Source organism: Kineosporia babensis, from assembly GCF_021129305.1.
Classification (GTDB): domain Bacteria; phylum Actinomycetota; class Actinomycetes; order Actinomycetales; family Kineosporiaceae; genus Kineosporia; species Kineosporia babensis.
The window spans coordinates 366,692-380,813 of record NZ_JAJOMB010000007.1 but is presented as its reverse complement, the minus strand read 5'-3'; the positions used below and the strand labels follow the sequence as shown (position 1 = coordinate 380,813).

Here is a 14,122-nt window from a genome sequence, read left to right as displayed (position 1 = left end):
GTGGCGGCCGCTCCGGTTCTTGGCCGTGTTCACCCGTCGAATTCTTCGCCCGCGCTTCTGAGCGCCTGGGTCGGGAGAGTTCCGGGGTAACGGACACGGGCCTTGGAGCAGGCCGCCATCACTGTTTTTTCATGCCGCCGTTCGGGCCCCTTGAGGTGCGGACGGCCAGAGCAGTGCCAGGCTCGTGATGTACTGGTACGTCTTCTGAACAGTGGTGGCCGCCGGTACACGGTGGAGCAGGGCGCCCGTCATCCGGCGCGCCCGCCCGGGCCCAAGCAGCTTCCGCGTGCGACGACGACGTTCTCAGGCACGAGCACACGAACGAAGCACCAACAGCAATCACGAAGGATTGGGAGTCATGGCCGGCGAGCCCGACAGGCAGCGTCCTCGATCGAACGACTACGGCAAGGGCGGTTCCGGTAGAGGACCTGCCGGCCCCCGTGGTGGTCGGGACGGGCAGTCGCGCGCGGGCGACCGTGACCGCGCCCCGTCCCGTGGTGGCAACAACTTCAGCTCCGGCCGAGTAGCCGGTCAGCGCAACTCCCGCTCGTCCGGCGAAGGTCGTGACGGCGCTCGTTTCGGTGGCGACCGTGACTTCCGTTCCGGCGGTGGCCAGGGCGGTTTCCGCGGTGGCGACCGTCCCGGTGGTTTCCGCTCAGGCGGTGCCGGCGGCGATCGCGGCGGTTTCCGTTCCGGTGGCTCCGGCGGCGACCGCGGTGGCTTCCGCTCTGGTAGCGATCGCGACAACCGTTCCGGCGGTTTCAACCGTGACGACCGTGGCGGCTCTCGCCCGGGTGGTTCCGGTGGGTTCAACCGTGATGACCGTGGCGTTTCGCGTCCCGGTGGTGACCGTGGTGGCTTCCGTTCCGGTGGTCCGGGTGGCGATCGTGGTGGTTTCCGCGGGAACGACCGTGGCCAGGGCGGTGGCTTCCGTTCCGGTGGCCCCGGTAGTGACCGTGGTGGTTTCCGCTCTGGTGGCGATCGCGACAACCGCTCTGGCGGTTTCAACCGTGACGACCGTGGCGGCTCTCGCCCGGGTGGTTCCGGCGGCTTTAACCGTGACGATCGCGGTGGTTCGCGGCCTGGTGGTGACCGTGGTGGCTTCCGTTCCGGTGGTCCGGGTGGCGATCGTGGTGGTTTCCGCGGGAACGACCGTGATCAGAGCGGCGGCTTCCGTGGCGGCGATCGGGACAACCGTTCCGGTGGTTTCAGCCGTGACGACCGGGGCGGATCGCGTCCCGGTGGTGACCGCGGCGGGTACCGTTCCGGCGGTCCGGGCGGCGACCGTGGTGGATTCCGTGGTGGTCGTGACTCCGGTGGCGAAGGTGGTCGCGGCGGGTTCGGCGGCGACCGGGACAGCCGTTCCGGTGGTTTCAGCCGTGATGACCGGGGCGGTTCGCGTCCCGGTGGTGACCGTGGTGGCTTCCGCTCTGGTGGTCCGGGCGGCGACCGTGGCGGCTTCCGCGGTGACCGGGACAGTCGGCCGGGTGGGTTCAACCGTGACGACCGGGGCGGATCGCGTCCCGGTGGTGACCGTGATGGCTTCCGGTCCGGTGGCGACCGCGGTGGGTTCCGCGGCGGTCGTGACTCCGGCGGCCAGGACGGTGGGTTCCGTGGCGGCGACCGCGACAACCGTTCCGGCGGCTTCAACCGTGACGACCGTGGCGGCTCTCGCCCGGGTGGTTCCGGTGGCGACCGTGGTGGATTCCGTGGTGGTCGTGACTCCGGTGGCGAAGGTGGCCGCGGCGGGTTCGGCGGCGACCGGAACGACCGTGGCGACCGTGGCGGTTTCCGGGGCGACCGCAGCGCTGACCGCGGTGGCTTCCGCCCTGCTCAGCGTGAAGGTGGTTTCCGTTCCGGCGGTGACCGCGACAACCGTTCCGGTGGGTTCAACCGTGACGACCGGGGCGGCTCTCGCCCGGGTGGTTCCGGTGGCTTCCGGCCCGGTGGTCCGGGCGGCGACCGCGGTGGTTTCCGCGGTGGTCGTGACTCCGGCGGCCAGGGCGGTGGGTTCCGTGGCGGTGACCGCGACAACCGTTCCGGCGGCTTCAACCGTGACGACCGTGGCGGCTCACGCCCGAGCGGTCCCGGCGGCAACCGTGGTGGATTCAGCGGTGATCGCGACAACCGGGGTGGATTCTCTGGTCAGAAGCGCAGCTGGGGCGATGACAGCCGCAGCGGTTCTGGTGCTCCGCGCGCCGACCGTGGTGGCGAAAGCGGGTTCTCCGGCCAGAAGCGTGGCTGGGGCGCCGACAAGCCTCAGGAAGCGCGTTCCGGTGGCAGTGACTTCCGCAGCGACCGTCCCCAGGCTGACCGTGGTCCCCGGCGCGAGCAGTCGCAGGGCTACGGCGGGCGTGAGAAGCGTGAGCGTCGTCCCGCGGCCCTCACGCGTGACCAGCGTTCCGACGACGGGCGTTCGCTGCGTCCGATGCCGGTGCGCAAGGCCGCCGGCCGCGACCCGGAGATCCCCGAGGGGATCAGCGCGAGCATGCTCGACAAGACGGTTCGCCACGAGCTCTCGGGGCTGAGCCGCGAGGTCGCCGTGCAGACCGGCGCGCACCTGGCCGCCGCCAACTACTTCATCGAGTCCGACCCGGAGCTGGCCTGGGAGCACGCCGTTGCTGCCCGGAAGCGTGGGTCGCGGCTGGGCGTGGTTCGTGAGACCGCCGGCCTGGCGGCTTACCGGACCGGTCGTTACGCGGACGCTCTGGCGGAACTGCGTACGGCGCGCCGAATCACGGGCTCCAACCAGCACCTGCCGGTGATGGCCGACTGCGAGCGTGGCCTGGGCCGTCCGGAGCGGGCGCTGGAGCTGGCGCGCGGCGAAGAGGCCAAGACGCTGGACGCGGACAGCCGGATCGAGCTGAAGATCGTGGAGTCGGGCGCCCGGGCCGACATGGGCGAGTTCGACGCCGCGGTCGTGGTCCTGCAGATTCCGGAGCTGGAGAGCAACCGTCGTTCGCCGAGCCTGGCGCGGCTGCGGTTCGCCTATTCCGAGGCGCTGAAGCAGGCCAAGCGGTCGCAGGAGGCCGACACCTGGCGGGACCGGGCGATCGCCGAGGACCCGGACGGTTCGGCCGGCGTGAACGACCTGGACGATGATGATCTCGAGGTCATCGACCTGGAGTGGGACGGCGACGAGGACGGCGAGGGCGCCCAGAGCTCGCTCGACGACCAGGAAGACGGCCAGGAAGACGACCTGGACGAGGACGACGACCAGGACGATGAGGACGAGGACCGGGACGCCCGGGCCGCGGACTCGGCCGACGTCGATGACCTCGCCGACCAGGACGACGAAGACGGCCAGGACGACGAGGACGACGAGGACGACCTCGACGACGCGGCCGACGCCGAGCTGACCAAGCAGACCGACGACGACAAGGCCGGCAGCAGGGTCGACGGCAAGGTCGGCGAAGCTCAGTTCACGGACGCCGAGCCCGAAGGTGGCAAGGGCACGAAGCCGGAGGGTTCCAAGGCAGAAGCTGCCTCGGGGACCGCTTTCGAGATGCGCTTCGCCCACGGTGCGCAGGAAGATGCCGAACGGAGCGCCGACCGGCAGGACTGATCAGGGCTGATCCAACGGCCGGCGGCCTGAGCTTTCGAGCTCGGGGCGTCGGCCGAGTCCGTTCCAGCGGCGGAACAGGAAAACCGGGTTCAAGCACCGCCGAGCCCGGACCACCCTGATTCGGCCGTGCCGGGGCCGGACGGCATTACGCCGCCCGGTCGCACGGACGCCGGCGCCCGCCACGGACGGAGCACAGCCATGGTCAGTTCGACGGAAGTCTCGGACGGCGGGTACGAGGGCGACAGCCTGGAACTGATCACCGGCGCCGAACTCGAACCGGAACGGCCGGAGCCCGGTCAGGGGCTCCACCATCCGGATCAAGGGCCGGAGCGCCACACCCTGATCCTCGGTGACCAGGCTGAAGAGCCCGTTGAAGAGACCGAGGCGAGCACCCCGTCCTCAATCACCGAAACCACCGACGAGACCGCCACGCCCGCGGTCCCGCACGACGACGTCTATGTGGGCGACGGCGACGAGATCGATCTGATCGACGGCATCGACCCCGAGCCGGTTTACGAGCCCGCGCTGATCGACTTGGACAACGAATGATCACGGGGACGGGCTACCGTGACCTCCTGTGAGTTCTTCCTCCACGCTGATCGGGCTGGACCGCGCCCCGTCCGCCGAATTCGACACCGTGCTGCTCGACCTGGACGGGGTCGTCTACATCGGCCCCAAGGCAGTTCCTGGCGCCCCTGAAGCGCTCGAGCGCGTACGGGCGGCCGGAACGCGTACGGCCTTTGTCACCAACAACGCTTCCCGTCCGCCGCGGGTGGTCGCCGAGCATCTGCGTGAGCTCGGCGTCCACGCCGCGGACGACGACGTGGTCAACTCGGCCCAGGCGGCCTCGGCGCTGTTCGCCAAGCGGCTGCCCGCAGGGGCACCAGTTCTCGTCGTAGGGGGCCTCGGGCTGTACGAGGCGCTCGAGGAGGCGGGGCTGAAGCCGGTCGGCTCCATGGACGAGGACCCGTCCGCCGTGGTGCAGGGATTCTCCCCGGACATCGACTGGAAGCTCCTGGTGGAGGGCACGCGGGCGGTACGGGCCGGGCTGCCGTGGATCGCCACGAACATGGACGCGACGGTTCCCACGCCGTACGGTCCGGCTCCGGGCAACGGCACCATGGTTCAGGCCGTCATCACGGCCACGAAGGTTCAGCCCGAGGTCGCGGGCAAGCCCCAGCCGACGCTCTTCCTGGAGGCGGCGCACCGGTACGGCAGCCAACGGACGATTGTGGTCGGCGACCGTCTGGACACGGACCTTGAGGGCGCCCGGGCGGCGGACATGGTCGGGTTGATCGTGTTCACCGGCGTCCACCGCGTGAGTGAACTGGTCTCCGCCGAGGCCCACACGCGTCCCCACTTGATTGCCCGTGACCTCGGCGGGCTCATGGAGGCGCACAACGGGCCGGAAATTGAAGACGGTGTGGTAGCCGTGGGTACGTCGCGTGCCCGGGTGGTGGATGGTTCGGTCTCCGTGGTGGAAGCCGGTACCGACGCGCTCGATCTCGTCCGCGCCGGCGTGGTTGCGGCCTGGGAGCACCGGGACGCTTCGGGGGAGATCGCCGATGCGCAGGCACTGCTGAACGCTCTGTATGCGATGGAGGGCGACGGCCCCTGGGGCCGGTAGCGTGGCGCCCAGCATGACGAGCTCAGAGCAGGACCCGCAGCAGCACCCATTCGGAGGCCACCCCGTGACGAGCGAGTATCCGCCCGTCGTCGAAGACCTCCCCGATGCCGATCAGCCCGACGAGGCGACCTCGGAGCTTGAGGCGACCACCCCGTCCGTTGGTAGTGAAGCCCATGTACCCCCGAAGCCGCCGGTGACCGGGGACCGAGAAGTGGACGAGGCGATGGAACTGGTCTCGGACGCGTTCGGGGGCGACCTGGATTTCCAGCTCGAGGCGTACGAGTCCGCGCACCAGACGCTGCAGGACCGCCTCGCGGACGTCGAGAGCTAGCACGTTCGATGGGACGACTACGACGGCTCGACAGCGAACTGGTGCGGCGGAAGCTGGCTCGTTCGCGTGACGCAGCGCAGAAACTCATCCTTGACGGCCGGGTGAAGGTGGGGGGAACGATCGCCGCCAAGCCCGCCACCCAGATCGACCCGGCGGTCGCGATCCTGGTCAGCGAGGACGATTCCGATCCGGGGTACGCCAGCCGCGGGGGCCACAAACTGGCCGGCGCGCTGGACCATTTCACCGACCTGGACGTGACCGGGCGACGTTGCCTGGATGCGGGAGCCAGTACTGGTGGCTTCACCGACGTACTGCTGCGCCGAGGAGTGGCCCACGTGGTCGCGGTCGACGTGGGGTACGGCCAACTGGTCTGGGGTCTGCAGCAGGACCCGAGGGTCACAGTGCTCGACCGGACCAACATCCGGGAGCTGACCCCCGAGCAGGTCGCGCCGGCGCCGTCACTGGTGGTGGGCGATCTGTCGTTCATCTCCCTGCGGCTGGTGCTGCCCGCCCTGATCGGCTGCACCGCCCCGGACGCCGATCTGCTGCTGATGGTGAAGCCGCAGTTCGAGGTCGGGCGCGATCGCCTGGGAGCCGGTGGGGTGGTGCGGGATCCGCAGATCCGTGCCGACGCCGTGCGCACCGTCGCGGACACCGCGCTGGAGCTGGGCCGCGGCGTCCGGGGGGTTGTGGCCAGCCCGCTTCCGGGGCCCAGCGGGAATGTCGAGTACTTCCTGTGGTTGCAGGCGGGGGCGCCGGCGCTGGAGACAGCCGATCTGGAACACGCCATCGAACAGGGACCGCGCTGACACGAGCAGGGACCGCACTGACTGAGGGAGCTTCATGAGCACACCCGATCGCCGGGTGCTCGTCCTGGCCCACACCGGCCGCGAGGCCGCCGTGCTGGCTGCCGAGGAACTCGTCCATCTGCTGGTCGACGCAGGGATGAAGCCGATCGTCAGGTCGAGCGATTCCGAAGGACTCACCGACAAGACGCTGGAGCTGCTGCACCCCGCCGGTTCTGCGGACCCGCTGGACGAGATCGAGCTGGTGATCGTGCTCGGCGGCGACGGCACCATCCTGCGCAGCGCCGAACTGGTGCGTGGGCACCAGGCGCCGTTGCTGGGCGTGAACCTGGGGCACGTCGGATTCCTGGCGGAGTCCGAGCGGGACGACCTGGCGTACACGGTGCAGCGGGTGGCCGCGCGCGACTACGAGGTCGAGGAACGGATGACGCTGGACGTCACCGTGCACGTGGACGGGGAGCGGATCGCCGACCTGTGGGCGCTGAACGAGGCGTCGGTTGAGAAGGCCAATCGTGAGCGGATGATCGAAGTGGTGATCGAGGTGGACGGCCGCCCGGTCACCGAGTTCGGGTGCGACGGGGTGGTGATGGCTACCCCCACGGGTTCCACCGCCTACGCGTTCTCGGCCGGGGGTCCGATCGTCTGGCCCGAGGTGGAGGCACTTCTGCTGGCGCCGCTGAGCGCGCACGCGTTGTTCGCCCGGCCGATGGTGGTGGCGCCGACTTCGGTGCCGGCGGTGGAACTGGTCCCGGACGCGCCCGGGCGGGCGATGCTGTGGTGTGACGGTCGTCGCAGTCTGGATCTACCCCCGGGAGCGCGCGTCGAGGTCCGGCGCTCGGCGATTCCGGTGCGTCTGGCTCGTCTGGCCCGACCCCCGTTCACCGATCGCCTGGTGGCCAAGTTCGGCCTGCCGGTGCACGGCTGGCGTGGGCGGGCGCTGCGCGGACCGGAAGCGCCGGTGAGTGGGTGGGGTGCCGTGGCCCACTCCGATTCGTCGCGAGGTCAGGCAGAAGGTCCGGAATATCCTTCGAACACCGTTTCGAACGGCGGATCCGGGAAGAACCCGGGCACAACCGGGCCACACGTCTCGCCGCCCGTCCGAAAACTGCCCTAGAGTCGTCGACGTGCTTCAGGAGATGCACCTGCGCGGTCTCGGTGTGATCGACGATGCGGTGCTGGAATTCGGACCCGGCCTGACCGTCGTGACAGGTGAGACCGGCGCCGGTAAGACCATGGTCGTCACCGGACTAGGCCTGCTCATGGGTGGCCGCTCGGATGCGGGCGCGGTCCGTGAGGGCTATCAGAGCGCGCTGGTCGAGGGCCGGCTCACGCTCGACCCCGAGGGCCCCGCGGCCGTGAAGGCGGTGGAGGCGGGGGCCGAGCTGGACGACGGCGACACGCTGGTGATCTCGCGGACGGTCGCGGCCGAGGGTGGCCGCTCGCGGGCGCACCTGGGTGGCCGGGGCGTTCCGGTCGGGATCCTCGGCGAGCTGTCCGGCGACCTGGTCGCGGTGCACGGGCAGAGCGACCAGATCCGGCTGCAGTCCACCACCCGCCAGCGCGAGTCGCTGGACCGGTTCGGTGGCGGTGCCGTGTCCAAGGCCCTCGCGGCGTACCGCAAGACGTACGCGGAGCTGCGCAAGGCCGAGAAGAAGCATCAGGAGATCACCCAGCAGTTCGCCGAGCGCGCGGCCGAGGCCGAGCGGTTGCGGACCGGGCTGGAGGAGATCGAGAAGGTGGCTCCCCAGGCCGGGGAGGACCACGAGCTGAAGGCCGAGTCGCAGCGCCTCTCGCACGCCGAGGGACTGCAGCAGGCGGCGGCCACGGCCAACCAGGCGCTGTCGGACTCCGAGGGCAGCGGCTTCGCGGTCGCCTCGCTGATGAACACGGTGCGGCGGGCCCTGGAGAGCGGGGCCGCGCACGATCCGGCGCTGGGTGAGCTGGGCAAGCGGGCCGCCGAGATCGGCTACATGGTCGATGACCTGGCCACCGAGTGCGCCTCGTACGCGGCCGGGGTCGAGGCCGATCCGGTCCGGCTGGCCGCGGTGGAGGACCGCCGGGCCACGCTCAGTCATCTGGTGCGCGGGTACGGCGAGGACGTGGACGCCACGCTGGCCTGGGCCCAGACCGCCTCGGTGCGGCTGCTCGAGCTGGACAACGACGAGCAGGCCGTGGACGAGCTGGCCGCGCAGGTCGCCGAGCGGCGGCAGAAGCTGGCCCAGCAGGCGTTGGTGCTGACCAAGGCCCGGCGGGCGGCGGCGGCCCGGCTGGGCAAGGCCGTCACCTCGGAGCTGCAGGAGCTGTCAATGGTCGGCTCCCGGTTGTTCGTCGAGGTCAACCACCGCCCGGACGAGGACGGCCTGGTCCTGGACGGCGAGGGGACGATCGACCTGACCGACCCGGCCGGAGACACGTCCACGATGCTCGGCGAGGGCCCGCCGGTGGCGTTCGGCCCGGACGGTGCCGACGAGATCGAGATGCTGCTGGCCCCGCACCCGGGCGCCTCGCCCCGGCCGCTGGGCAAGGGAGCCTCAGGTGGTGAGCTCTCCCGGGTGATGCTCGGCCTGGAGGTCGTGCTCGGCGCGGTCGACCCGGTGCCCACGTTCGTCTTCGATGAGGTCGACTCCGGGGTGGGCGGTAAGGCCGCGCTGGGGATCGGCCGCCGCCTGGCCCGGCTCGCCCGCAACAGCCAGGTGCTGGTGGTGACCCACCTGCCACAGGTCGCGGCGTTCGCCGATCAGCACCTGCTGGTCCGCAAGGCGCATTCCGGCGAGGTCACCAGCAGCGGGGTGCACACCCTGGACACCGAGGGCCGGATCCGTGAGCTTGCTCGCATGCTCGGTGGTCTGGAGGACTCCGGCTCGGCCCAGGCGCACGCCGAGGAGCTGCTGGAAATGGCCGAGGCGGACCGGCAACTGGTCTGATCCGGCTGCGGCACTCGGGTTCGAATCAGATTCGGAGTTGGGTGATCGGTTCCGAATCGTTGTCATCCGGGCCCTTCCCCGGCCGAGGCACGTGGGCGGACATGGCACGATCGTTCCCGTGAAGTTGCCGTCGCTGTCTCGAGGTCGCCGTCCGGAACCGGCCGAAGGCCCTGGCCTGCACGGCATCGCCAAGGTGGACAGGCGCACCAAGGACCTGACCAAGCGGATCCGGCCGGGCGACATCGCGGTGATCAACCACACCGACATCGACCGGGTGGCCGCCGACGCGCTGGTCGCGGCCAAACCCGGCGCAGTGGTGAACGCGGCGGCCAGCATCTCCGGCCGCTACCCCAACCTGGGCCCGCAGATCCTGCTCGCGGCCGGGGTCCCGCTGATCGACGGGGTGGGCGAGTCGGTCCTGACCACGATCACCGAGGGCACCCCGGTCCGGATCGACGGCAACGAGATCTGGGTCGGCGACAAGGTGGTGGCCCGGGGCACCAAGCAGGACGCGGCCACGGTGTCGGCGGCGATGGACGACGCCCGGGCCGGACTGAACGTCCAGCTGGAGTCGTTCGCCGCGAACACCATGGAGTACCTCAAGAAGGAGCGCGACCTGCTCCTGGACGGCGTCGGCGTGCCCGACGTGACCACGTCGTTCGAGGGCCGGCAGACGCTGATCGTGGTGCGCGGCTACCACTACAAGGAAGACCTGGCCACGCTGCGCCCGTACATCCGCGAGTACCGCCCGGTGCTGGTCGGGGTGGACGGTGGGGCCGACGCCATCCTGGAGGCCGGCTACACCCCCGACATGATCGTCGGGGACATGGACTCGGTCTCCGACAAGTCGCTGACCTGTGGCGCCGAGATCGTCGTGCACGCCTACCGGGACGGCAACGCACCCGGACTGCAGCGGGTGCGCGAGCTCGGGGTCGACCCGGTGGTCTTCCCGGCCACCGGGACCAGCGAGGACGTGGCCATGCTGCTGGCCGACGACAAGGGGGCCTCGCTGATCGTGGCGGTCGGCACCCACGTCACCCTGGTCGAGTTCCTGGACAAGGGCCGGGCCGGCATGGCCAGCACCTTCCTCACCCGGCTACGGGTGGGCAGCAAGCTCGTCGACGCCAAGGGCGTGTCCCGGCTGTACCGGCAGCGGATCAGCAACTGGCAGCTGGCCGTCCTGGCCATCGCCGGGCTGGTCGCGCTCGGCGTCGCGCTCGCCTCCACCGAGGGCGGGCAGACCTTCTACTCCCTGATCGGGGCCCGCTGGGACGACCTGACCGCCTGGGTGCGGAGCTGGTTCACCGACCCGGCCCCCGAGGCACTGACTCAGAACTGGCGGGGATTCCTCAGCTCATGATCGACTTCCGGTACCACCTCGTCTCGCTCATCTCGGTGTTCCTGGCCCTGGCGGTCGGCATCGTGCTGGGCGCCGGGCCGTTGCAGAACTCGATCGGCACCCAGCTCACCGAGCAGGTCAACCAGCTGCGGGCCGACCGGGACGAGCTGCGCGAGCAGCTGGCCACCTCGACCGCCGCGGTCACCCACCGCGACGAGTTCACCCTGGCCTCCACCCCGGCCCTGGTCTCCGGCACGCTCACCGGCCGCTCGGTCGCGGTGATCGAGCTGCCCGGGGTCGAGCAGGACGTGGTGGAGCCGCTGACCGAGGCGATCGCCACCGCGGGCGGCAGCGTCACCGGCCGGATCCGGATCACCGAGAACTGGACGGCCGCCGACAAGGAGGCCGACCGCACCGGCGCGCTGAGCAGCCTGACCGGGGAACTGCCCAGCGGCTACGTGCCCACCGACGGGAGCACCGCCGAGCGGCTGGCCCAGGTGCTGGCCACCTCGACGGTCACCTCGGCCGGGACCACGCTGACCGGCACCAGCTCGACCGATGCCGCCAAGGCGCTGAACGGCCTGTCCACCGCCGAGCTGATCGAGGTGGACGGCGATCTGAACGGCCTGGCCTCCGGCGCTCTCCTGGTCGCTCCGGTCAACCCCGAGGCCACCGGGGCCGCGCAGGCCACGGCTCCGGTCACCGGCGAGGTTGCCTCGGCCTACGTGGCCCTGGCCGGCCGGCTGGACTCGACCGGCGGCGGCGCCGTGATCACCGGCCCGGCCTCCTCGGCGGCTTCCGGCGGCGTGCTCACGGCGATCCGGGAAGACGACGCGGTGAGCTCCGACGTGTCCACGGTGGACACCGGCAGCACCGCGATGGGCGTGATCACTGCTGTGCTGGCGCTGGAGGAACAGCTGTCCGGCGGCTCCGGGTCCTACGGTTTCGCCGAGGGGGTCGACGAGATCTCCCCGCCGATCACCGCCCGTACCTCTACTTCCGAGCCTGAGTCCGGTAGCAGCGCCAACTCATCGAAGAAGGGGGACGGCGAGTGATCCGTCGTCTGATCGGGACCGCCTCGCTGGCCGCCTGCGCCGCCTTCGCGGCCCGGGACGCCTGGAAGCTTCTGAAGAAGTACCCGCCCGGTGGCGCCGAGCTGTGGGAGCGGCAGAACCACCGCGGCGAGACGCTGACCCTGCTGGAGGGCCCGGCGTACACGCTGGGTTCGGCGGCGGCGGTGCTGATCGCGCCTGGGGTTCCGGCCCGGACCAAGGCTGCGGCGGTGGTGGCGACGCTGGGCAGCGGGGTGTTCGGCGCGGTCGACGACCTGCGCGAGACCGGCAAGAGCAAGGGCCTGCGCGGTCACCTCGGTGAACTGGCGCGTGGGCACGTGACCACCGGTGGGCTGAAGGTGCTCGGCATCGGGGCGACCGGCCTGGTCGCGGCACTGCTGGTGCCCTCGCGGCGGGAGCTGGGCGATGCCGGGGCGGTGGTGCGCGGTCTGAGCCGGACCACCGACACGCTGATCTCCGGTGCGGTGGTGGCCGGTTCGGCCAACCTGATGAACCTGTTCGACCTGCGCCCCGGCCGGGCGATCAAGGTCATGCTGCTCTTCGCGCCCGCCGTCGCGGCCCCGGAGAAGGCCGGCAACCTGGTCGCGGTGGTCTGCGGTGCGGGGGCCGGGCTGCTGCCGTACGACCTGGCCGAGAAGGCGATGCTCGGTGACACCGGGGCGAACGCGGCCGGTGCGCTGCTGGGTACGGCGGCGGTGAGCGGGCTGGACCGTAAGGGTCAGCTGGCGGTACTCGCGGTGGTCGGCGGTCTCACCCTGGCCAGCGAGAAGATCAGCTTCACCAAGGTCATCGCGAACACGCCGGTACTGCGGGAGCTGGACCAGCTGGGCCGCCGCCCGGCCCAGTGAGCACTCCCGTAGCCAGAGGCCTGCTTGCCTCGGCCGCCCTGATCGCCGCAGTCACCGCGGTGGCCCGGGTGGTGGGATTCGGCCGCTGGTTGGTCTTTTCCACCCAGGTCGGCGCCGAGTGCATCGGTGGTGCCTACGCGGCGGCGAACCTCCTGCCCAACCTGCTGTTCGAAGTGGTCGCCGGCGGAGCTCTGGCCAGCGCGGTGGTGCCGCTGCTGGCCGGCCCGCTGACCCGGAGCAGCCGCGAGGAGATCGACAAGATCGTCTCGGCGCTGATCGGCTGGGTGCTGGTGGTACTGGTGCCGCTGTCGGTGCTGCTCGCGCTGCTGGCCGTTCCGCTGTCCAAGATCCTGATCACCGAGAACCCGGATTGCGGTGGGGGTCAGCAGGAACTGGTGGCCCGGATGATCAGCGTGTTCGCGCCGCAGATCGCGCTTTACGGCATCGGGGTGGTCCTCACCGGGACGCTGAACGCGCATCGCCGTTTCTTCTGGCCGGCTGCCGCGCCGCTCCTGTCCAGCATCGTGGTGGTGGGCGCCTACTTTGCCTTCGGAGCTACTAACCAGGGCGCGAGGACGGTGGAGAATCTGCCGGGGACCGCGGAGGCCTGGCTCGCCTGGGGGACAACCGCGGGGGTAGCGGTGATGACCTTGCCCTTGTTGTGGCCGGCCTACCGCGCCGGAGTTCGGATTCGCCCCACGCTCACTTTTCCGCCGGGGGTAGCCAGGCGCGGTCTGGCGCTCGCCTCCGCGGGTATCGCGGCGCTTCTGGCGCAGCAGGCGGCGCTACTCACCGCAATGCTGTTGGGCAGCCGCAGCGGGGACACCGGCGCTTTCGTGGTGTTCCAGTACACCCAGGCCGTTTACTTCCTTCCCTACGCGGTGCTCGCGGTGCCTCTGGCCACCAGCGCCTTCCCGCGTCTGGCAGAGAGTGCATCAACAGGGGACGAGGCGGGGTTCGCGGCCACCGCGGCCTCCAGTACCCGAGTGGTTGTGTTGGTCTCGCTCTTCGGCACGGCGGTACTGGCCGGCGTCGCCGTCGCGGTGGGGGAGTTCTTCACCGGCATCGACGCGGCCAAGAAGGCATCGGTGAGCCTTGGGGAGATGGGCAACGCTCTCACCGTGATGGCACCCGGTCTCGTGGGTTTCGCACTGATCGCGCACATCGGCCGGGCGCTCTACGCCCGGGAACGTGGCCGCGCGGCTGCAGTGGCAACGTCGCTCGGCTGGGCGGCCGTCATTGTGGGCTCCATCGCAGGCGTCCAGATGGCGCCTACGGTCACGGGTTTGGCGTGGGGTAACACCATCGGCATGGTCGTGGCCGCAGCGCTCCTCGTCGTGGCGCTGCGGCGGGTGGCCGGCGCTGCTTCCACCGCAGGTCTGGCCCGGCTCCTGCTTCTGGCCGGGGTAGCAACGGTGGTCGCGGCGGTCGCCGGTCGAGAAATCTCCTACCTGGTGCTGGACGGGCGGCAGTCCACCGTGATCTTGTCGCTGTTCGCCGGTGTGGTTGCTGCAACCGTCTCGGCGGTGGTCTTCGCCGGGCTGCTCGCAGTGCTGGACCGCAAGAACCTGGGCATGCTGATCGGACGGATCACCCGGAAGGCGTAGGT

The 14,122-nt window shown here is 70.6% G+C and carries 12 protein-coding genes; all 12 read left to right on the top strand.

The genetic code is table 11. The annotated features are described in order from the left end of the window. Positions 1–590 precede the first annotated feature (590 nt). On the top strand, positions 591–2,528 hold the full coding sequence (locus LR394_RS16235; RefSeq protein WP_231442692.1) for a hypothetical protein: 1,938 nt from the start codon (positions 591–593) through the stop codon (positions 2,526–2,528). Next, entirely contained in the window at positions 2,429–3,565 is a 1,137-nt protein-coding gene (locus LR394_RS16230) for a tetratricopeptide repeat protein (protein ID WP_231442668.1), read from the top strand. Before LR394_RS16235 ends, LR394_RS16230 begins: the two co-directional genes overlap by 100 nt. 198 nt (positions 3,566–3,763) lie before the next feature. Beyond that, entirely contained in the window at positions 3,764–4,114 is a 351-nt protein-coding gene (locus LR394_RS16225) for a hypothetical protein (protein ID WP_231442666.1), read from the top strand. Positions 4,115–4,142: 28 nt separating this feature from the next. Continuing rightward, entirely contained in the window at positions 4,143–5,192 is a 1,050-nt protein-coding gene (locus LR394_RS16220) for an HAD-IIA family hydrolase (RefSeq protein WP_231442664.1), read from the top strand. A 64-nt stretch (positions 5,193–5,256) separates the two neighbouring features. Further along, complete coding sequence (locus LR394_RS16215) at positions 5,257–5,523, top strand: hypothetical protein (protein WP_231442662.1); 267 nt, start codon at positions 5,257–5,259, stop codon at positions 5,521–5,523. Between the two features lie 8 nt (positions 5,524–5,531). After that, positions 5,532–6,332 carry a TlyA family RNA methyltransferase gene (locus tag LR394_RS16210; RefSeq protein ID WP_231442660.1) on the top strand — a complete coding sequence of 267 codons (801 nt, stop codon included), beginning with the start codon at positions 5,532–5,534 and terminating at the stop codon, positions 6,330–6,332. A 34-nt stretch (positions 6,333–6,366) separates the two neighbouring features. Continuing rightward, complete coding sequence (locus LR394_RS16205; protein WP_231442658.1) at positions 6,367–7,443, top strand: NAD kinase; 1,077 nt, start codon at positions 6,367–6,369, stop codon at positions 7,441–7,443. 22 nt (positions 7,444–7,465) lie between these two features. Beyond that, positions 7,466–9,253, top strand: coding sequence for a DNA repair protein RecN (gene recN, locus LR394_RS16200; RefSeq protein ID WP_269329283.1), 1,788 nt, complete (start codon positions 7,466–7,468; stop codon positions 9,251–9,253). A gap of 118 nt (positions 9,254–9,371) precedes the next feature. Then, positions 9,372–10,613, top strand: a complete 1,242-nt coding sequence (steA, locus tag LR394_RS16195; RefSeq protein WP_231442653.1) for a putative cytokinetic ring protein SteA — start codon at positions 9,372–9,374, stop codon at positions 10,611–10,613. Then, a complete protein-coding gene (locus tag LR394_RS16190) occupies positions 10,610–11,647 on the top strand; it encodes a copper transporter (RefSeq protein WP_231442652.1) in 1,038 nt (345 codons plus the stop codon). Before steA ends, LR394_RS16190 begins: the two co-directional genes overlap by 4 nt. Further along, positions 11,644–12,513, top strand: a complete 870-nt coding sequence (locus LR394_RS16185; RefSeq protein WP_231442650.1) for a hypothetical protein — start codon at positions 11,644–11,646, stop codon at positions 12,511–12,513. Before LR394_RS16190 ends, LR394_RS16185 begins: the two co-directional genes overlap by 4 nt. Further along, a complete protein-coding gene (gene murJ / locus LR394_RS16180) occupies positions 12,510–14,120 on the top strand; it encodes a murein biosynthesis integral membrane protein MurJ (protein WP_231442648.1) in 1,611 nt (536 codons plus the stop codon). Before LR394_RS16185 ends, murJ begins: the two co-directional genes overlap by 4 nt. Positions 14,121–14,122 lie beyond the last annotated feature (2 nt).

Coding starts and splice junctions, on each gene's coding strand:
- LR394_RS16230 (WP_231442668.1), top strand. CDS start 2,429: ATGCCGGTGCGCAAGGCCGCCGGCCGCGACCCGGAGATCCCCGAGGGG.
- LR394_RS16225 (WP_231442666.1), top strand. CDS start 3,764: ATGGTCAGTTCGACGGAAGTCTCGGACGGCGGGTACGAGGGCGACAGC.
- LR394_RS16210 (WP_231442660.1), top strand. CDS start 5,532: ATGGGACGACTACGACGGCTCGACAGCGAACTGGTGCGGCGGAAGCTG.
- LR394_RS16205 (WP_231442658.1), top strand. CDS start 6,367: ATGAGCACACCCGATCGCCGGGTGCTCGTCCTGGCCCACACCGGCCGC.
- recN (WP_269329283.1), top strand. CDS start 7,466: ATGCACCTGCGCGGTCTCGGTGTGATCGACGATGCGGTGCTGGAATTC.
- LR394_RS16190 (WP_231442652.1), top strand. CDS start 10,610: ATGATCGACTTCCGGTACCACCTCGTCTCGCTCATCTCGGTGTTCCTG.